At 71.6% G+C, this 18,277-nt stretch carries 17 protein-coding genes; 8 read left to right on the top strand and 9 right to left on the bottom strand.

The window, feature by feature from the left end:
* Positions 1 to 41 precede the first annotated feature (41 nt).
* Positions 42 to 437 (bottom strand): VOC family protein, encoded by a 396-nt coding sequence (locus tag BMH31_RS03375; RefSeq protein ID WP_099724442.1) that lies wholly within the window; start codon positions 435 to 437, stop codon positions 42 to 44.
* Between the two features lie 247 nt (positions 438 to 684).
* Between BMH31_RS03375 and BMH31_RS03370 the strand changes: the two genes are divergently transcribed.
* On the top strand, positions 685 to 2,088 hold the full coding sequence (locus tag BMH31_RS03370) for a DUF2252 domain-containing protein (RefSeq protein WP_158234936.1): 1,404 nt from the start codon (positions 685 to 687) through the stop codon (positions 2,086 to 2,088).
* A 9-nt stretch (positions 2,089 to 2,097) separates the two neighbouring features.
* Entirely contained in the window at positions 2,098 to 2,982 is an 885-nt protein-coding gene (locus BMH31_RS03365; protein ID WP_099724444.1) for an NUDIX hydrolase, read from the top strand.
* Here BMH31_RS03365 and BMH31_RS03360 read toward each other — a convergent pair.
* Positions 2,979 to 3,746 carry a lysoplasmalogenase gene (locus BMH31_RS03360; protein ID WP_099724445.1) on the bottom strand — a complete coding sequence of 256 codons (768 nt, stop codon included), beginning with the start codon at positions 3,744 to 3,746 and terminating at the stop codon, positions 2,979 to 2,981. The two genes, BMH31_RS03365 and BMH31_RS03360, sit on opposite strands and share 4 nt — an antisense overlap.
* Positions 3,747 to 3,859: 113 nt before the next feature.
* On the opposite strand from BMH31_RS03360, the gene BMH31_RS03355 reads away from it, so the two are divergent.
* The 3 genes from BMH31_RS03355 to BMH31_RS15665 all read left to right on the top strand — a co-directional run bounded on the left by BMH31_RS03355 (position 3,860) and on the right by BMH31_RS15665 (position 7,024).
* Positions 3,860 to 4,483, top strand: a complete 624-nt coding sequence (locus tag BMH31_RS03355) for a TetR family transcriptional regulator (RefSeq protein ID WP_241898111.1) — start codon at positions 3,860 to 3,862, stop codon at positions 4,481 to 4,483.
* Positions 4,480 to 6,042 carry an MFS transporter gene (locus BMH31_RS03350; protein ID WP_099724446.1) on the top strand — a complete coding sequence of 521 codons (1,563 nt, stop codon included), beginning with the start codon at positions 4,480 to 4,482 and terminating at the stop codon, positions 6,040 to 6,042. The genes BMH31_RS03355 and BMH31_RS03350 overlap by 4 nt, the downstream gene beginning before the upstream one ends.
* Before the next feature lie 460 nt (positions 6,043 to 6,502).
* Positions 6,503 to 7,024 carry a DUF4190 domain-containing protein gene (locus tag BMH31_RS15665; RefSeq protein ID WP_241898110.1) on the top strand — a complete coding sequence of 174 codons (522 nt, stop codon included), beginning with the start codon at positions 6,503 to 6,505 and terminating at the stop codon, positions 7,022 to 7,024.
* A gap of 22 nt (positions 7,025 to 7,046) precedes the next feature.
* On the opposite strand, the gene BMH31_RS03340 is transcribed toward BMH31_RS15665, so the two are convergent.
* The 6 genes from BMH31_RS03340 to BMH31_RS03315 form a co-directional block, all read right to left on the bottom strand.
* Positions 7,047 to 7,970: a DUF817 domain-containing protein gene (locus tag BMH31_RS03340; RefSeq protein WP_099724447.1), complete on the bottom strand. Its 924-nt coding sequence runs from the start codon at positions 7,968 to 7,970 to the stop codon at positions 7,047 to 7,049.
* Between the two features lie 73 nt (positions 7,971 to 8,043).
* Complete coding sequence (locus tag BMH31_RS03335) at positions 8,044 to 8,925, bottom strand: alpha/beta hydrolase (protein ID WP_099724448.1); 882 nt, start codon at positions 8,923 to 8,925, stop codon at positions 8,044 to 8,046.
* Between the two features lie 180 nt (positions 8,926 to 9,105).
* Positions 9,106 to 10,650 carry a ribosome biogenesis GTPase Der gene (der, locus tag BMH31_RS03330; protein WP_046453991.1) on the bottom strand — a complete coding sequence of 515 codons (1,545 nt, stop codon included), beginning with the start codon at positions 10,648 to 10,650 and terminating at the stop codon, positions 9,106 to 9,108.
* The gene (gene cmk / locus BMH31_RS03325) at positions 10,647 to 11,429 is read right to left on the bottom strand and encodes a (d)CMP kinase (RefSeq protein ID WP_241898109.1); all 783 of its coding nucleotides are present in this window, start codon (positions 11,427 to 11,429) and stop codon (positions 10,647 to 10,649) included. Before cmk ends, der begins: the two co-directional genes overlap by 4 nt.
* Positions 11,426 to 12,526 carry a prephenate dehydrogenase gene (locus BMH31_RS03320; RefSeq protein ID WP_099724450.1) on the bottom strand — a complete coding sequence of 367 codons (1,101 nt, stop codon included), beginning with the start codon at positions 12,524 to 12,526 and terminating at the stop codon, positions 11,426 to 11,428. Before BMH31_RS03320 ends, cmk begins: the two co-directional genes overlap by 4 nt.
* A 76-nt stretch (positions 12,527 to 12,602) precedes the next feature.
* On the bottom strand, positions 12,603 to 13,064 hold the full coding sequence (locus BMH31_RS03315) for an Lrp/AsnC family transcriptional regulator (protein ID WP_099724451.1): 462 nt from the start codon (positions 13,062 to 13,064) through the stop codon (positions 12,603 to 12,605).
* Positions 13,065 to 13,273: 209 nt separating this feature from the next.
* Here BMH31_RS03315 and BMH31_RS03310 point away from each other — a divergent pair, with 209 nt between their 5' ends.
* Complete coding sequence (locus BMH31_RS03310) at positions 13,274 to 14,530, top strand: MFS transporter (RefSeq protein WP_099724452.1); 1,257 nt, start codon at positions 13,274 to 13,276, stop codon at positions 14,528 to 14,530.
* A gap of 48 nt (positions 14,531 to 14,578) precedes the next feature.
* Here the strand turns inward: BMH31_RS03310 and BMH31_RS03305 are convergent, their stop codons facing one another.
* Positions 14,579 to 15,334, bottom strand: a complete 756-nt coding sequence (locus tag BMH31_RS03305) for a GntR family transcriptional regulator (protein ID WP_099724453.1) — start codon at positions 15,332 to 15,334, stop codon at positions 14,579 to 14,581.
* 258 nt (positions 15,335 to 15,592) lie between these two features.
* Between BMH31_RS03305 and BMH31_RS03300 the strand changes: the two genes are divergently transcribed.
* Entirely contained in the window at positions 15,593 to 17,122 is a 1,530-nt protein-coding gene (locus BMH31_RS03300; RefSeq protein ID WP_099724454.1) for an ABC transporter substrate-binding protein, read from the top strand.
* Between the two features lie 103 nt (positions 17,123 to 17,225).
* Positions 17,226 to 18,173 (top strand): ABC transporter permease, encoded by a 948-nt coding sequence (locus BMH31_RS03295; protein ID WP_099724455.1) that lies wholly within the window; start codon positions 17,226 to 17,228, stop codon positions 18,171 to 18,173.
* Positions 18,174 to 18,277 lie beyond the last annotated feature (104 nt).

Raw genomic sequence — 18,277 nt, 5'->3', positions numbered from 1 at the left:
GAAGTCAAGCGCGGATCGCGCGAATTCTCAGCGAACCCGGATCACCCCGCGGCGAGCACCGCGAGCACGTTGCCGGCGGGATCGCGGAACCAGGCGATATCGGGGCCGCGACCGGGGGCGCCGTGCGCGATCCCCTTCGCGTCGGTACCGAAGTCGGGATCCGTGTAGATCTTCGTCACGACGCCCTTCGCGTTGAGCTCGTCGACCGCGGCCTCGACGTCGTCGACGGGGAAGTTGAGGATCGTGAAGCTCGCGGGCGTGTGATTCGGCTTGCCGTAGACGAGGATCGACCCGCCCTGCGGCAGGCGGATGTCGAGGAACCCCATCGCGTTGGGCGCGACCTCGAGCCCCAGGGTGTCCCCGTAGAAGGATCGGGCCGCATCGATGTCGTCGACGCTGAACCCGCTGAACGCGTTCGCAGTGGTGAAAGCAGCCATGCGCCCAGCATGCGCGCGTCGCACGCGGGTGTCCAGGATCGGTTTCGGCTTTCGGCCCGTTGCTGCGCTCCTCGCTCGACCGGCGGGACGGGGTTCAGCGCGGGACTACGACCGTGCCGGCACGCCGCCGCGCCGCTCCCCTAAGCTGAGCCCACACCCGCCACCGAGCGCGGCCGCGCGCCACCGAGCGCGGCCGCCCGCTACCGAGCGCCGCCGCGCGCCGCGCCACCCCGCGAGGAGAACGAAGATGTCGCACATTCCCGGACGCCTGCGCTTCGAGCACGACGCGGTGGCGAGCTTCGCCGATCATCGCGCCGACGGGCGCGCGGCGCGATCCCGCACCCCGCGCTCGGCGCACGCCGAGTTCGACGCGGATCCCGGGCGCGATCCGCTGGGGATCATCGAGCGGCAGAACGCGGATCGCCTGCCCGACCTGGTGCCCCTGCGCATGAGCCGCATGGCCGAGAGCCCGTTCGCGTTCTACCGCGGGACGGCGGCGATCCAAGCCGCCGACCTCGCGGACTCCCCCGACAGCGGCCGCCTGGTGGTGGCGTGCGGCGACGCGCACCTCAGCAACTTCGGCATCTTCGCGGCGCCCGATCGCAGCCTCGTGTTCGATCTGAACGACTTCGACGAGGCCGCGATCGCGCCGTGGGAGTGGGACGTGAAGCGGCTGGTGACGAGCGTGTCGATCGCGGCCGCCGACAACGGTTTCGGCGCGGCCGACGCCGAGGAGGCGACGCTCGCGGCAGCCGCCTCGTACCGGATCACGATGCGCGCGCTCGCGAAGCGCACGGCGCTCGAGCGCTACTACCAGCGGAGCCTCGCGACGGAGCTGCCGGGCATGAGCGCGAGCTCGGTGAAGGCGCTGAACCGCACGCTCAAGCGGGCGGCGAAGCGCACCTCGTCGCGGGTCGCGGCGAAGATCATGGAGGCGGCACCCGACGGCACCCAGCAGATCCGGGAGCAGCCGCCGACGCTGGTGCACGTCGATCCCGCGCAGGAGGACCGCTTCAGCGAGCTCGTCTCGGCGTACCGGCGCTCGGCCGCGCCCGACATCGCGCTGCTGCTCGCGCAGTACACCCCGACGGACGTCGCCCGCCGCGTCGTCGGCGTGGGCAGCGTCGGCACGCGCTGCTCCATCGCGGTGCTCACCGGGCCGCACGGCGAACCCCTGATCCTGCAGATGAAGGAGGCCGGCCGCTCCGTGCTCGACGAGTACGGCCGGCTGGATCGGCGGCCGGGCCGCGGGATCACGGCACTCGATGCGCCGGCCGACGGCGGCGAGCGCGTGGTCACGTTCCAGCAGGTGCTGCAGTCGAGCTCCGACGCGTTCCTGGGGCATCTGCAGTTCGACGGTCGCGGTTTCTACGTGCGGCAGTTCCGCGATTTCAACGCGTCGATCGAGGTGTCGGAGCTGGATCCGCCGGCGTTCCTCGATTACGTGCGCGCGTGCGGGCACCAGCTGGCGCGGGCGCACGCGCAGAGCCCGGGGGCCGGGTTCATCGCGGGGTATCTCGGGTCGAACGACGTGTTCGATCGTGCGATGGCGTCCTGGGCGCAGGAGTACGCGGCGCAGTCGCTGGCGGACTACCGAGCGTTCGTTGCGGCGATTGACGCCGGACGTTTCCAAACGGCCCCGCCGCAATAGGCTGGTCGCATGAGCGACACCAGGGATCCCGGGGACGCCTGGGTCACGGCGGCGGACGGCAACAGCTATTGGGGCCGGTTCGGCGCGGCGGGTCTGCTGCTGCACGATCCGGGGCGCGGGGTGCTGCTGCAGCACCGCGCCGACTGGAGCCATCACGGCGGCACCTGGGGCATTCCCGGCGGGGCGCGGCACGAGCACGAGGACGCGGTTGCGGCCGCGGTGCGCGAGTCGAACGAGGAGGCCGGCGTGCCGCTCGACGGGGTGCTCCCCCGCTACCGGCACGTGCTGGATCGCGGCGGCTGGACCTACGCGACGATCGTCGCCGATGCCGCGCGCCCGTTCGAGCCGGTGATCGCCGACGCCGAGAGCCACGCGCTCGAGTGGGTGCCGCTCGACCGCGTCGAGGAGTATTCGCTGCACCCGGGGTTCGCCGCGAGCTGGCCGCTGCTGCGCCCGCTGCTGACCGCGCCGCCCGCGATCGTGGTCGATGCGGCGAACGTGATCGGCTCGGTGCCCGACGGCTGGTGGAAGGATCGCCGCGCCGCCGCTGTACGCCTGCGGGATCGCATCCTGGCGCTCGGCGGGGCGCCGGTCGCGCCGGGGCTCGTCGGGCTGTCGGACGCGGCGCTGCCCGGCATCGACGCTGCCTACCCCGAGTGGGTCGTCGTGACCGAGGGCGTGGCCCGCGACGTCGAGTCGGCGGGCGACGTGCGGGTCGTGGGGGCGCCCGAGCTGGGCGACGACACGATCGTGGCCGAGGCCCGCGCCCTCGTGGAGCGCGGTCTGCGGGTGTCGGTCGTGACCGCCGACGAGGAGCTGCGCACCCGCGTCGAGGCGGTCGGCGTCGCGGCGACCCGCGGCCCGAAGAAGCTGCTCAAGCGGCTCCCGATCTAGGCGCGCTCGATGCCGCGCCCCGCCGCGCGCACCACTCCCGCGGCGATGAGCCCCTGCCCGAGGCAGTAGGTCAGCATGACCATGCCGCTGGTCCAGTCCGGCATGGCGTCGGGCAGGAACAGGCGGAACGCGAGGATCGAGTCCGACACGAGGAACCAGACGCCGCCCCAGGCGACGACCGGGCCGCAGCGCGACGCGAGCGTCGCGGTGCCGCCGAGCACGAGGCCGTACAGCGCGACCGGGATCAGGAGCGCGCCCGTGTGCGGGCCGAGGATCGCGATGAGCACGATCCACCAGAGCGCGGAGGCCGCGGCCCAGAGCGGCACGCGCGGTCGCGCCGCGATCCCCGCCCCGCGCCAGAACACCCACATGTAGGCGAGGTGCGCGATCCCGAAGCACGCGAGCATCATCGGCAGCTCGGGCAGCGTCGGGAAGAAGGTGCCCGCGCCGTCGCCGAGCCAGGAGGCGAGGATCCCGATGACGAGCACGGCGACGACGCCGCGCGGGAACGGGCGGATCCTTGCGGCGGCGCCGAGCACGGCGAGCACGAGCGCGGGCATCAGGATCAGCTTGGTGGGCTCCGCGAGCGGGTGCTCGGCGAAGCGGAGGATCACGTGCACCGCCGAGACGATCGCGTAGGGCGCGAACCAGGCGAGCAGCGCGGTCGGCGATCCCGCGGGGCGCACGGACCGTGCGGATCCGGCTGCGCTCCGGTGAGCCGCCGGGGACGCGTCGGAGAACGCTGCGGAGGACGTCGGTGTCATGCCCGAAGCCTACCGGCGGCGATGCACAGGAACTGCTCGGGCAGGGGCGCCGCGCGTTCCTGTACGCTTGTACACGTTCAATTGATGTACAAACGTACAGAAAGGGGTCGGTCGTGACCGAGCAGCCCGTCATCGACGCGCCCGCACCGGGCCGCCGCGACCCCGAGGGCCGCAAGCGCGCGATCATCGCCGCGGCCGCCGAGCTCATCATCGAGGGCGGCACCGCCTCCCTCACCCACCGCCGCGTCGCCGCGCGCGCGGGCGTCTCGCTCGGATCCACCACCCAGTACTTCGCCTCGCTCGACGAGCTCCGCGAGTCGGCGCTCGAACAGCTCGTCGCCGAGACCGACGCGGCGCTCGACCTGCTCGCCGAGATCACCTCGGCCGACGACTTCACCGTCGCCGACCTCGCCCCCTTCGTGCGCTCCTGGCTCGTCGACCCGCGCCAGGTGCAGGCCGACCTGATCCTCGTGAGCGCCGGCGCATCGGATCCGACCCGGCGCGCCCTCGCCCGCCGCTGGTTCGACCGCGCGGTCGCGATCCTCTCGGAACGCCTCCCGCCCGACCGAGCCCGCGCCGTCGCGATCTACGTCGACGGCGCCATGATCCACGCGGGGCTCCACGACGAGCCGCTCGATCTCGACGTCATCGTCGGCGATCTCGAAGCACTCGCCCACCCCGCACGCCCCCGCTCCACGGAGCCCGCCCCGCAGCACCAGAACGGACCCCGCTCGTGACCGACGCAGCAGCATCGACCACTCAGTCCCACGCCACCGCACCGCAGCCCTACTCGAAGGCCCGACGCTGGGGCACGCTCGCCGTGCTCACGGCCAGCCTGCTCGTGATCACGATGGACATGACGATCCTCAACATCGCGATCCCCGACCTCACCGAGCAGCTGCGCCCGAGCGCCGACCAGGTGCTCTGGATCGTCGACGTCTACTCGCTCGTGCTCGCGGGCCTGCTCGTCACCTGCACCGCGCTCGCCGACCGCTGGGGCCGCAAGCGCATGCTCCTCATCGGCTACACGATCTTCGGCGGCACCTCGCTGCTCGTGCTCTGGGCGACGAACGCCGAGGCCGTCATCGCGCTCCGCGCGTTCCTCGGGCTCGGCGGCGCGATGATCATGCCGACCACGCTGTCGCTCATCCGCGTCGTGTTCAAGGATCCGCGCGAACGCACCCTCGCGCTCGGCATCTGGGCCGCGGCGTCGAGTCTCGGCGCCGCCGTCGGCCCGCTCATCGGCGGCGCGCTGCTCGAGCAGTTCTCATGGCAATCGGCGTTCCTCATCAACGTGCCGCTCATGGTCGTCGCGCTCGTCGCGGGCATCTTCGTGCTGCCCGAGTCGAAGGTCGCGAACCCGGGCCGCATCGACCCGCTCGGCGTGATCCTCTCGCTCGCGGGCATGACCCTGTTCATCTGGTCGGTCAAGGAGTTCGGCGTCGGCGCATCCCTCGCGAACCCCACCGCCTGGGCCGCCCTGCTCGCCTCGCTCGCGCTGCTCAGCTGGTTCGCGGTGCGCTGCCTGCGCAGCGACGCGCCCCTGCTCGACCTGCGTCTGTTCCGCAGCCGACCGTTCTCGGCCGGCATCATCGGCGCGCTCGGATCGAGCTTCGCCATGGGATCCGCGCTGCTGCTTCTCGCGCAGTGGATGCAGCTCGTCGACGGCGCCACCCCCGTCGAGACGGGCCTGCGCCTCTTCCCCGCCGCGATCGGCGGCGCGATCTCGGCGCTGCTCGCCCCCGCGCTCGCCCGCTGGACCAGCCCGCGCGCGGTCCTCGCCGGCGGCATCGCCTCGGCCGGTGTCGGCATGATCCTCATCGGCGTGCAGCCCGGCACCCTCTCGACCCTCACCGTGCTCATCGCCATCACGCTCGTCGGCGTCGGCACGGGCGCGCTCGCCATCGGATCGGCCCTCATCATGTCGGGCAGCCCCGAGGAGAAGGCCGGCAGCGCCGCGGCGCTCGAAGAGACCGCGTACGAGCTCGGCAGCGTGCTCGGCGTCGCGATCCTCGGCAGCGTCGCAGCACTCTGGTACCGCGCGAACTTCGCGGGATTCGTCTGGCCGGGAACCCCCGACCCCGCGGCGGTCGCCGATGCGGAGTCGTCGCTCGGCGGCGCCATCGCGGTCGCGCAGAAGCTCGGCCTGCCCGAGCTCGCGCACGAGGCCGGGATCGCGTTCACGCATTCGATGCAGTGGACCGGGATCATCGGCGGCGGTGTGCTCGTCGCCGTCGCGGTCACGATCTTCTTCCTCACGCCGAGGGGCACGAGCGTCTCCGACGCGCAGCACTGAGGCTGACTTCTCCCTCTTCGGCTTTCGTCGAGTGGCGGCGAACTGGCGCTATTCTGGCCGATTCCAGCTGTTTGGCGCCACTCGACGAAATGCGCGGGCACCCGTGCTGCGGGCACCCGGCCTCGTCTCCTCTGCCCGATGCGGAGGCCACTTTGAATCACGCGTACGCGCTCGCACGCCTCGTCGAGTGGCGACAAACGGCTGCTATTCCGCAAGATTCCAGCGGTTTGGCGCCACTCGAAGAGGCACAAGAGGCGTGGACGCACGCACGCGCCAGGCAGGTCCGTCGGGATTGCGGGCTCTCAGGGTCGCCTCGGGGTTTCCCCCGATCCGAGCGGGTACCCGGGTACGATCCCGTCGATACCGCGGTCCGATGGCACGGGCTCGACGGATCCGTAGCGTGGAATCATCACGCACCGGACGACCATCGAGGCCGGAGCCACACCGAAGGGAACGCGTCATGAACGCCACCGCCAGCTCGAACGACCAGGCACAGACCGACACCGCCGTCGTGGCGGATCCCGCAGCCGCCACCGCGGTCATGCCCGACACCACCGGCACCCAGCCGACCGTGACGCTGCAGGGCGGGCAGTCCACCGCCCAGCAGCCGACGATCCCGCTGCCGCCGCTCGGACCCGACGCCGACCTGCCGCCGGCGGCCGCCGCGCACCCGATCCCGCAGGCGCCGTACCAGGGGGCTCCCCGCCCCGCGCCGAACCCCGATCAGACCCGCACATTCACGATCACGAGCTTCGTGCTCGGCATCGTCTCGGTGGTCGCCGGCTGGACCTTCATCGCGCCGATCGTCGGCCTCGTCTTCGGCATCATCGCCCTGCGCCGCCGCACCGCCGACCGCACCCTCGCGATCTGGGGCGTCGTGCTCAACTCGATCATGCTCGGCGCGACCGCCCTCGCCGCGCTCTTCGGGATCGCCGCGGTGACCTTCGGCGCCCTCGCGTCGATCCCCTACTGGGGCTGGTGAGCCGCGGCCGACCGCAGCAGCCTCAGTCGACGGCCCGCTCCCTCTCGGGGGCGGGCCGTTCCGCATCCCCGGCGCCCGGCTCACCCGCCTCGGGCGGTTTCGGCGGGTACACGAAGGTGACGAGCACGATCGAGATGATCATCAGCAGGAACCAGGCGACGATCTTCTGCGGCGACACGAGGTGCCAGCCGTCGGTCTGATTCGGGTAGAACCAGGCGCCGGCCCAGGTCCCGATGTTCTCGGCGAACCAGATGAAGAGCGCGACCCCGACGAACACCGGCAGGATCGGCACCCGCAGCGTCGTACGCCACACGCGGAAATGCATCACGGTCGGCAACCAGAGCACCACGACGGCTGCGAGCAGGATCCACCGGAAGTCGAACACGAAGTGGTGCCCGAAGAAGTTCAGGTAGATGAGCGCGGCGACGATCGCCGTCAGCCAGACCTTCGGATACCGCGCGAAGCGCAGATCGTGCAGGCGATACACGCGCACCATGTACGAACCGACCGCGGCGTACATGAACCCCGAGAACAGCGGCACCGCGCCGATGCGGAGCACGCCCTCGCCGTCGTAGCTCCAGGATCCGACGTCGGTCTTGAACAGCTCCATGGCCGTTCCGGTGATGTGGAACAGCACGATCACCCACAGCTCCCGGCCGCTCTCGAGCCGGAACGCGAGCATACCGATCTGGATCACGATCGCCGCGATGGTCAGGGCGTCGTTGCGGGCCAGCGCGGCGTCCTCGGGATACCAGAGGCGGGCGGCCACGATCACGGCGAGCAGCAGCGCACCGAATACGCACGCCCACGCCTGCTTGAGCAGGAACACCGCGCACTCGACGAGCACCGCTCGGGCCCCACGGCGGGGCGCGCCCCGCAGGATCCGGTGGGCGAGCCGATCGATCCCGCGCTCGAGGCGGGTGAACTCGCGGGTGCCGTCCGTCATCCCTCGAGGCTAGCGGCCCGTCCGCGCCGCGCGAAAACCGCGGCCGGCGAGGGGGTTCCGTCGGGCGCAGGTTTCAGCGGGCGGCGATCCAATCGTCGAGCGCCGCGCGGAACCCCGCCGGCCGCTCCACCCACGGGTAGTGCCCGCAGCCGTCGAGGGTCCGCAGCTCGGCGCCCAGGGCCGCCGCGTAGGCGCGCACCGTCTCGACCCCGCTCAGGATGTCCTCCGCCCCGGCGAGCACGAGGGCGGGCGGCCGTTCGGCACGCAGGATCCGCTCGACCGCGTCCTCGGGGGTCCCCCGGAACCAGGCGGTCGCGGCGGCGAGCGATATACCGCCGATCGTCGCGTGCCTGCGCTCCGCGTCACCCCAGGCGGCGTAGCCTGCGGGCGCCTCGGTCTCCCACGCGCGCTGGAACGCGGCCTCGTCGGCGGGTTCGACCTCCATCGAGGCAAGCGCCGCGTCGATCAGCGGATCGTCGCGGCGTGCGCCGACCTCGTCGCCGTCGTGCGGAGTGCCCGTGAGCCAGGCCGCGGCCGGCGTGATGAGCGCGAGGGATCGGGCCCGGCCCGGGAAACGCGCGGTGAGCGCGAGGGCCGCCCGGGTGCCCGCCGAGTGAGCGAGCAGGTCGAAGCGTTCGAGGCCGAGCCGATCGGCGACCGCGATCGCGTCGGCGGCGTCCGCCCACCACCCGCGTGAGAGGCCGCCCGTCGGCTCGGTGCCGCGCAAGTGCAGGACCGCGAGCGGACGCACCTCCGCGAGCCCGGCGAGGCCGTCGAGGTACTCGGGCCCGCGGCAGGGGCCGCCGGGGATCACGATCACCGGATCCGCCGGGGTGGCGGTGGCGGTGCTGGTGGCGGGCGCGTCGGCGCCGGTGCTGGCGTCGGCGCTCGTCGCATCGGCACCGATCAGCTCGAAGGCGACCCACGATCCGTCATCGGATTCCACGAACTCCATGCGCCCACCCTAGCGATCGTGCCGTGCGGGGCCCACGGACGGGCTGACGCCCCACCGACGAAAGAACGGCCTCTCGACGAGAGAACGGCAAGCCACGCGCGCAGAACCCGTCCCCTCGTCGATTGGGTGTGCTCTCGTCGAGCGCGTTGCTGCCGCGCTGCGAGGAAGCTCGAACCGGGACTAGCGGCCGGCGCGGGGCCGCTTCTCGCGGATGCGCATGTTCATGACGATGGGCGTGCCCTCGAAGCCGTAGCGCTCGCGCAGGCGGCGCTGGATGAAGCGGCGGTAGCCGGGATCCAGGAAGCCCGTGGTGAAGAGCACGAACGTCGGCGGGCGGTTCTGCACCTGCGTGCCGAACAGGATGCGGGGCTGCTTGCCGCCGCGCAGCGGGTGCGGGTGCTCCTGCACGAGCTCGGCGACGAAGGCGTTGAACTTCGCCGTCGGGATGCGGGTGTCCCACGAGTCGAGCGCGGTCTCGAGCGCCGGAACCAGCTTCTCGAGGTGGCGGCCGGTCCGAGCCGAGATGTTCACGCGCGGCGCCCAGGCGACGTGCGCGAGGTCCTGGTCGATCTCGCGCTCCAGGAAGCGGCGGCGTTCGTCGTCGAGCAGATCCCACTTGTTGAACGCGAGCACGAGCGCGCGGCCCGACTCGAGCACGAGGTCGATGATGCGCAGGTCCTGGTCGCTGATCTCCTGGGTCACGTCGAGCAGCACGACCGCGACCTCCGCCTTCTCGAGCGCGGCGGCGGTGCGCAGCGACGCGTAGAAGTCGGCGCCCTGCGAGAGGTGCACGCGGCGGCGGATGCCGGCGGTGTCGACGAAGGTCCACACGCGGCCGGCGATCTCGACCTGCTCGTCGACCGGGTCGCGAGTGGTGCCCGCGAGGTCGTTCACGACCACGCGCTCCTCGCCGGCGGCCTTGTTGAGCAGGCTCGACTTGCCGACATTCGGACGGCCGAGGATCGCGACGCGGCGGGGGCCGCCGAGCTTCGGGCGGGCGACCGCCGACTCCTCGGGCAGCGCCTTCATGACGTCGTCGAGCAGGTCGGCGACGCCGCGGCCGTGCAGCGCCGAGACGGGGCGGGGCTCGCCGAGGCCGAGCGACCACAGCTGCGCGGCCTGCGGCTCCTGCACGGCGTCGTCGACCTTGTTGGCGATGAGGAAGACGGGCTTCTTGGTGCGGCGCAGCAGCTGCACGACGCGCTCGTCGGTCGCGGTCGGGCCGACGCGCGAGTCGACGACGAACATGACGACGTCGCAGAGCTCAATGGCGACCTCGGCCTGCGCGGCCACCGACGCGTCGATGCCCTTCGCGTCGGGCTCCCAGCCGCCGGTGTCGACGAGGGTGAATCGGGTGCCGGCCCACTCGGCCGGGTAGCTCACGCGGTCGCGGGTGACGCCGGGCACGTCTTCGACCACGGCCTCGCGGCGGCCGAGGATCCGGTTCACGAGCGCCGACTTGCCGACGTTCGGGCGTCCGACGATCGCGACGACCGGCAGCGCCTCCGCCTCGGGCTGCGTGAAGCCGAGGAACTCGCCGTCGGCGCCGAGGATCTCGAGGTCCTCGGCCTCGAGCTCGAAGTCGTCGAGGCCGGAGCGCATGGAGCGCAGGCGCTCCTCGTCGGTGACGTCGGCGCCGCCCTCGATCACTTCGCTCGGGTCGATGGCGGAGAGGTCGAAGACCTCGGTCTCGCCCTCGTCGTGCAGTTCGTTCGACTCGGTCATGCGGTTTCCTCCTCGGGGCGGGCGCTGGCCTGGTGGGCCTGCGCGCCTCGGATGATGTCGGTGACGGCGGCGACGGACTGCTCGAAGTCGAGCTCGCTCGTGTCCACCAGGGTGACCCCGGGTGCGGGGTTCAGGAAGTCGACCACCAGCGCGTCCTTCGCGTCGCGGGCGATCAGGTCTTGGAGCACCTGTTCGGGGCTCAGACCGGGGAGTTCTGCGGCACGGCGCTGGGCGCGCACCTCGGGGCGGGCGGTCAGCAGGATCCGCACCGGCGCGTCGGGAGCGACGACCGTCGTGATGTCGCGACCCTCGATGACCACGCCGGGCAGGCCCGACTCGGCGACGATCGTGCGGAACATGGCGTTCAGCCGTTCACGGACCGCCGGGTGCTTGGAGACGCGGCTGACCTGGCCGCTGACGGAGTGCTCGCGGATCTCGGCGGTGACGTCGATCTCGTCGGACGGCAGGCCGTCGAACGCGGGCACGCGCACGACGACGCGCTGCGCGCCGCGCAGCGTGATCTCGTAGCGCCAGAGGTCGAGCAGGTTCTCGACCGCCGCGGCGTCGTCGAGATCGATGCCGGTGCGGAGCGCGGCCCAGGCGAGCGCCCGGTACGCGGCGCCCGTGTCGAGGATGCCGAAGCCGAGGCGCTCGGCCGCGGTGCGCGCGACGCTCGACTTACCGCTGCCCGCGGGACCGTCGATCGCGGCGAGCAGGGACGAGGTGTGCGCGGGGACGGCTTCGGGTGCGCCGAGCGCGGGGTCGACCCGTTCGGTCATAGCGTCCTCCATCCGCGGCTCTGCAGATCGGCGACGGCCCGTTCGGCCACCTCGGGCAGCACCGCGATCTCCGCGAATCCGATCTGCGCACCCGGCGAGTGCTCCAGGCGCAGATCTTCCATATTAATGCCCAGCTCGCCGAGCTCGGTGAGCAGGCTCGCGAGCTGCCCGGCGCGGTCGTCGATCAGTACCGTGATCGAGGCGAATCGGGCGGCGCTGCCGTGCTTGCCGGGGATCCGGGCGACGCCGTTCGTGCCGCTCGCCAGCAGGTCGGCGATGCTCCGCTTCGAGCCGGGCGCATCGGCGGCGCGCAGGGCGTCGGTGAACGTCGCGACGTCGCGCTGGAACGCGTCGAGCAGTTCGATGACCGGCTCGCGGTTGGCGCCGAGGATCTGCACCCACAGTTCGGGATCGCTCGCCGCGATGCGCGTCGTATCGCGCAGTCCGCCGCCCGCGAGCTCGATCGCGTGCTCGTCCGCGGGCACGAGGCGGGCCGCGAGCAGGCTCGACACGACCTGCGGCAGGTGCGAGACGAGACCGACCGCGCGGTCGTGCGCCTCGGGCGTCATCTCGAGCAGCACCGCGCCCAGGTCGAGCGCGACGGCCTCCACGAGCGCGAGGGTCTCGGCGGAGGTGTCGGCGTCGCGGCACACCACCCAGGGGCGTGCGACGAACAGGTCGGCGCGGGCCATGATCGCGCCTCCGCGCTCGCGTCCCGCCATGGGGTGCGATCCGACGTAGTTGTCGAGGTTCAGGCCGCGGCGCTGCAGTTCGTGGAGCGGGGCGAGCTTGACGCTCGCCACATCGGTGACGACGGCGTTCGGGAACCGGCGGATCGCGCCCTCGACGGCGTCGGCGACCACGTCGGGCGGCGTCGCGACCACCACGAGCGCGGGATCGGGTTCGCCTTCGGCGCGGGCCCGACCGGCCCCGTAGTCGGCGGCGAGCGCCGCGGTGGTCGGCGAGACGTCCTCGAGGGTGACGTCGACGCCGCGGGCCCGCAGCCCGAGGCCGACGCTCGCTCCGAGCAGGCCCGCGCCGATCACGTGCACCTGCCCCGTGACCCTGCTGGCCAAGCCGTTCGCCTGTTCCGTCATCTTCCGCCCTCGCGCTCGAAACTCATCGCCCGGTCCATTCTCCCAGGTCGAGCCCCGGTTCCGCAGCGCACGCGGATCATCCTTCTGCGAGCAGTCCGGTGACGCGGTAGGGGATCACGGTGCGCAGGAACAGGCTGGTCGAGGTGCGGCGGATTCCGGGACAGAGCCGGATCTCCTCGCTGACCCGGTAGAGGTCGTCGGGGTCGCGGGCGACGACGCGCAGCAGCAGATCGGTGTCGCCCGCGGGAGCGAAGCATTCGAGGACCTCGGGGATATCGGCGAGCGCCGCGATCGCCTCGGCGATGCTGTGCTGGTCGAGCTCGACCTGCACGCTCGCCGCGACGGGGCGGCCGAGCGCCTGCGGGGTGATGCGGGTGCTCGCGAGCCGGAGTGCGCCCGCCGCGTCGAGCTTGTCGAGGCGGGCCTGCACCGTGCCGCGGGCGAGCCCGAGGCGCTGGGCGATCATCGCCACCGGCATGCGCGCGTCGGAGTCCAGCTCGCGCAGGATCCTGCGGTCGGTCAGATCGAGGTCGCTCATTCTGCTCACCTTCTGCCCAGTTTGAGAGTTCTGGATCAAGCATATCGCTCAATTCAAGAAACTTCGCTTGCGCGATTCGCTCGGACTCCCTTGAATATGAGCGGGGCACGGTCAGTGCACCCGACACCACGAGATCCGGGAGCGCAGCACCCCGCGCGAACCGGATCACGGACAGCCCCACAAGGGCACGCCCGAACAGGAGACCCGCCTTGAGCGCACCCCAGGCTCTCGCCGCCCCGCACCTCGCCGTCGCCGCCCCGGCCGCGGTGAGACCCAGGATCCGGGTCGCACTGACCGCCCTGACGCTGAGCTTCCTGCTGATCGCCGCGAACCTCTCGACGCCGCTCTTCCCGCTGCTCGAAGTGCGGCTCGGCCTCGACTCCTTCGGCGTCGCGGTGGCCTTCTCGAGCTATGTGCTCAGCATGCTCGTCGGGCTGACGCTGTTCCGGCGGCTGGCCGATCGCCTCAACCGCCGCACGGTGCTCGTGACCGCGCTCTCGGTGGCTGCGCTCGCGACGGCCGGCCTCGCGCTCGCGCCGAACCTCGGCTGGTTCTGCACGGCGCGCGCCGTGCAGGGACTCGCCATCGCCGCCGCGACCGGCACCGCGTCGAGCGCGTTCCGGGTGCTGCTCGCCGGGCGTCCCCGGACCGCCGGCCGCCTGACCCTGCTGGCGAGTTCGGGCGGCGTCGCGCTCGGACCGGTGCTCGGCGGCCTCCTCTCCGAGACCGGCGATCCGTTGCGCACCCCGTATTTCTCGGTCGCGTTCGCACTGGCGCTGCTCGCCCCGGTGATTCTCGCGGTCGCGCCCCACGGAGCGTGCCGTCCGGAGGACGCCGAGCCGCTCCCCGCGGACCCGCACGGATCGATTCCGGCCGCCACGACACCGGGAGCCTCCCCCGCCTCGGAGCAGCGCGCGGGCTCCGCCGCCGCGGTGCGCCGCGCGGCCGTGATCGGGTTCCTCAGCTTCTCGCTCTTCGGGTTCTGCCTCTCGCTCGCACCGTCGGCGTTCGCCGCGCTGCTGCCCGTCGAGTCCCGCTCGGCGGTGGGACTGCTCGCGGCGCTGACCCTCCTGGCGTCGGCGTCGATCCAGCTCCTCCCCCTGCGTGGCGCCTGGCGGGAGCCCGTCGGGCTCGCAGTGCTCGCCGTCGGCATCCTGCTGCTCGGCCTCGCTCCCCTGACCGGGGCGCTCGCGCTGGTCGTCGCGGGCGGCATCGCCGCGGGCGCCGGCCAGGGGCTCGCATTCCAGTCGGCGTTCGGCCGGGCGGTGGCCTCAGTCCCCGTCTCACGCACCGGCGCGACGGTCAGTTCGATCTACACCGTCACCTACCTCGGCAGCGCGCTGCCGGTGCTGGCGCTCGGCTCGGCCGCGGGGTTCGTCGGGCTGCCCGTCGCCGTGCTCGGGTTCGCCGCGCTCGTCGCGCTCGGCGCGGTGCTCGCCGCGGTCACGGCACCGCGGCGCGGCTGAGCGGCTCGCGCTCCCCGCGCCGCGAAGCCCCTAGCGCCCCTGGGCCCGCTACCCCGCGAGCAGCGCGAGCGCCTCCTGCTGCCCGGGTTCGAGCAACGGGCCGAAGCGGTTCGCAACGGCGCGGCGCGCGATCGTGCCGGCTTCGACGGCATCGCGGCGGGCGATCGCGTCGAAGAGCCCGCGGTCGATCGCTGCGGATTCGAGCTTGACCCGGTTGTCGTGGTGGATGCCCTCGGCGTCGCGGTGCATGAGACCGCGGAGCACCCCCGAGACTGCTTCGCCGCTGAGCGCGAAGATCCGGTTGCCGCTCGCATTCCAGACGAGGGTGTGGAACGCGAGGTCGAGGTCGGCGAACTCTTCGGCGTTGGCCTCGGCGGCGGCCTGCATACCCTCGACCGCGGCCCGCATCTCTTCCCGCTGGGCGTCGGAGTGCTGCAGCGCGGCGAGCGCGCTGGCGGATCCCTCGAGCACGACGCGGTACTGCACGAGCTCCGCGAGGTCGAGCGCGGCGGTGCCGAGCATGGCGCGCAGCGAGCGCCGCAGCGTGTCGGGCGAGGGCGCGAGCACCTGGGGACCGCCGCGGGTGCCCGGCTTGGATTCGATGAGCCCCATGCTCTGGAGCACCCGTAACGCTTCGCGCACCGTCGGGCGGCTCACGTCGAACTGCACCATGAGCTCGCGCTCGCTGGCGAGCTGGGCCCCGACTGGGATCTCGCCCGACACGATCGCGTGCTCGATCTGCTCGACGATGCGCTGGTATGTATGGATGGGGACCGCCGGGGCGAAGCTGTGCGGAGTGGACAACGACGGTGCTCCTTCGCGAAGTCTGGCCCGGTCCGCCCGTCGAGACGACGGGTCTGCCGGAAATGTCCCTCATCCTAACGCTGCGAGCAGTGGTCTTACCATGTATCCTGGTTCGAACCTCACGACTCGAAGGCGAACGTCGATGAAGATGACCGCCGAGGGGTGCCACCCGCACCGTTCGAGCCACCCCGGCAGCACACCCCGAGCCGGAGCACCGAGAAGCCGACCGCCGGTCGGCCCACCCTGCGACAGGAAGCAATGATGCGACGCAAGACTCCCCTCACCCTCGCCGCGGCGCTCGTCGCGGCCGGCGCACTCGCCCTCACCGCCTGCTCGGCGGGATCCGGCGGCAGCACCGGATCCGGCTCGAGCGCGGGCTCCGGCCAGACCGCGGTCACGGTCGCGCTCACGGGCGCACCCGTGAACCTCGACTTCACCAAGACCGCCGGATCCGCGATCCCGCAGGCGCTCATGACCAACGTCTACGAGGGCCTCGTGCGCGTCGACCAGTCGGGCAAGATCGTCCCCCTCCTCGCGAAAGAGTGGAAGATCAGCGAGGACCGCAAGACCTACACCTTCACGCTGCAGGACGGCGCGACCTTCTCGAACGGCGAGAAATTCACCGCGAACGACGTGAAGTTCAGCCTCGACCGGGTGAAGAAGGACTGGACCACCACGCTCAAGGCGAAGATGGACGTGGTGCAGGACGTCGAGGTCAAGAACGACACCGAGGTCGCCGTGCACCTGAGCCACCCGTCGAACGCGTGGCTGTTCGACATGGCCACCCCGGTCGGCGCCATGTTCTCCTCCACCGGCGTCGCCGACCTGGCGAACACGCCCGTCGGCACCGGCCCCTTCGCGGTCGAGTCGTGGAAGCAGAACGAGAACATCGTGCTGAAGACCCGCGACGACTACTGGGGCACCGCGCCCAAGGTGAAGGAGGTCACGCTGAAGTACTTCGCCGACGCGACCGCCACCACCAACGCGCTGCGCACCGGCGACGTCGACGCGATCGTCAACCTGCAGGCGCCCGAGCTCGTCGACACCTTCAAGGACGACGGCAAGTTCACCGTCACCTCGGGCACTTCGAGCGGCGAGGTCTCGCTCTCGTTCAACAACCGGGTCGCCCCGTTCAACGACAAGCGCGTGCGCCAGGCGGTGCTCTACGCGCTCGACCGCCAGGCCATCATCGACACCGCGTGGAACGGCTACGGCTCGCTCGTCGCCACCTACGCGACCCCGACCGATCCCTACTACGTCGACCTCAACGCGAAGTACCCGCACGACCCCGCGAAGGCGAAACAGCTCCTCAAGGAGGCGGGCGCCGAGAACCTCTCGATCACCTACACCGTGCCCACCCGCCCCTACGCGCAGGCCGTGTCCGAGATCGTCGTGTCGCAGCTCAAGGAGGTCGGCATCGACGTCAAGATCCAGTCGTCCGAGTTCCCGGCGGTCTGGCTCGACAACGTGTTCACCAAGCACGACTTCCAGATGACCACGGTGCTCGCCGTCGAGGCGCGCGACCTGCTCACGGTGTTCAACAACCCGGACTACTACATCGGCTACGACAACGCGAAGATCGCCCCCATCGCGGCGAAGGCCGACGCGGCCGACGAGCAGGGCTACATCTCGGGCATGCAGGAGGTGCAGAAGCAGATCGTCGACGATGCCGCATCGGGCGTGCTGTTCCTGTTCCCGAACATCGTCATCACCAAGTCGGACCTCACCGGCATGCCGAAGAACTCCATCGTCGAGTCGCTGGACCTCACCGGCCTCTCCTGGAAGTGACCCGCTGACGGGGCGGCCGCGCACCGCGTCCGCCCCGTCGCCCCCTTCTCGAATCCCGTGCGCGGCACCACGCCGAGCACCCCCACCGTCCAGAGGATCACGCATGGCCATCCGGATACTCATCAACCTCGCACGGTTCGCGGTGACGTTCCTCGTCGCGACCGTCGTCGTCTTCCTGTTCATGCGCCTCGTCCCCGGCGATCCGGCGCAGGTCGCACTCGGCGTGAACGCGAGCCCCGAGCTGCTCGCCAGGACGCGGCACGAGTTCGGCACCGATCGCCCCCTCGTCGTGCAGTACTTCGACTGGGTCGGCGGCCTCGTGCGCGGCGACTTCGGCACCTCGTACGTCACCCGCGCCGACATCAGTCCGCTGGTGGTCGACCGCCTGCAGGTCAGTCTGATCCTCGTGCTCACCGCGATGGTCGTGGCGCTCCTGGCCGCGATCCCCCTCGGCACGATCGCCGCGGTCAAGCACCGCAACGCCTCGGGGATCCTCATCGGTGCCGGATCGCAGCTCGGCGTCGCGATCCCCGGCTTCCTCGCCGGCATCCTCCTCGTGCTCGTCTTCGCGGTCGGCCTCGGCTGGCTGCCGGCCGGCGGCTGGACACCGCCCGGCGAGAACTTCGGCGACTTCATCCGGCGCCTGATCCTCCCGGTGCTGGCGCTCGCCTCGGTGCAGGGCGCCATCCTCACCCGCTACGTGCGCTCGGCCGTGCTCGAGATCATGAGTGAGGACTACCTGCGCACCGCCCGTTCGAAGGGTCTCAGCCCCACCAAGGCTCTGCTCAAGCACGGCATGCGCAACGCCGCGATCCCCGTCATCACGGTGACCGGCGTGCAGATCGCGGCCCTGATCATCGGTGCGGTCGTGATCGAGCGCGTCTTCGTGATCCCCGGCCTCGGCTCGATGCTGCTCGACGCCGTCGGCAACCGCGACCTGCTCACGGTGCAGTCCGTCGTGATGGTGCTCGTCGCCATCACCCTCATCCTGAACCTCGTCATCGACGTCGTCTACACGATCGTCGATCCGCGGATGCGAAAGAGCGCGTGACCATGGATACCCAGCACATCCCGACTCCCCCGTCCCAGGCACCGCGCACGAGCGCGATCGCGTCCCCCGCAGCCTGTCCCCTATACCCATCTGACGCTGCCGAA

Origin of the sequence: Leucobacter sp. OLIS6, assembly GCF_002752355.1 — a bacterium.
GTDB lineage: Bacteria > Actinomycetota > Actinomycetes > Actinomycetales > Microbacteriaceae > Leucobacter.
This window is presented reverse-complemented; position numbering and strand designations above follow the sequence as displayed.

Coding starts and splice junctions, on each gene's coding strand:
- BMH31_RS03375 (WP_099724442.1), bottom strand. CDS start 437: ATGGCTGCTTTCACCACTGCGAACGCGTTCAGCGGGTTCAGCGTCGAC.
- BMH31_RS03370 (WP_158234936.1), top strand. CDS start 685: ATGTCGCACATTCCCGGACGCCTGCGCTTCGAGCACGACGCGGTGGCG.
- BMH31_RS03365 (WP_099724444.1), top strand. CDS start 2,098: ATGAGCGACACCAGGGATCCCGGGGACGCCTGGGTCACGGCGGCGGAC.
- BMH31_RS03360 (WP_099724445.1), bottom strand. CDS start 3,746: ATGACACCGACGTCCTCCGCAGCGTTCTCCGACGCGTCCCCGGCGGCT.
- BMH31_RS15665 (WP_241898110.1), top strand. CDS start 6,503: ATGAACGCCACCGCCAGCTCGAACGACCAGGCACAGACCGACACCGCC.
- BMH31_RS03340 (WP_099724447.1), bottom strand. CDS start 7,970: ATGACGGACGGCACCCGCGAGTTCACCCGCCTCGAGCGCGGGATCGAT.
- BMH31_RS03335 (WP_099724448.1), bottom strand. CDS start 8,925: ATGGAGTTCGTGGAATCCGATGACGGATCGTGGGTCGCCTTCGAGCTG.
- der (WP_046453991.1), bottom strand. CDS start 10,650: ATGACCGAGTCGAACGAACTGCACGACGAGGGCGAGACCGAGGTCTTC.
- cmk (WP_241898109.1), bottom strand. CDS start 11,429: ATGACCGAACGGGTCGACCCCGCGCTCGGCGCACCCGAAGCCGTCCCC.
- BMH31_RS03320 (WP_099724450.1), bottom strand. CDS start 12,526: ATGACGGAACAGGCGAACGGCTTGGCCAGCAGGGTCACGGGGCAGGTG.
- BMH31_RS03315 (WP_099724451.1), bottom strand. CDS start 13,064: ATGAGCGACCTCGATCTGACCGACCGCAGGATCCTGCGCGAGCTGGAC.
- BMH31_RS03300 (WP_099724454.1), top strand. CDS start 15,593: ATGATGCGACGCAAGACTCCCCTCACCCTCGCCGCGGCGCTCGTCGCG.
- BMH31_RS03295 (WP_099724455.1), top strand. CDS start 17,226: ATGGCCATCCGGATACTCATCAACCTCGCACGGTTCGCGGTGACGTTC.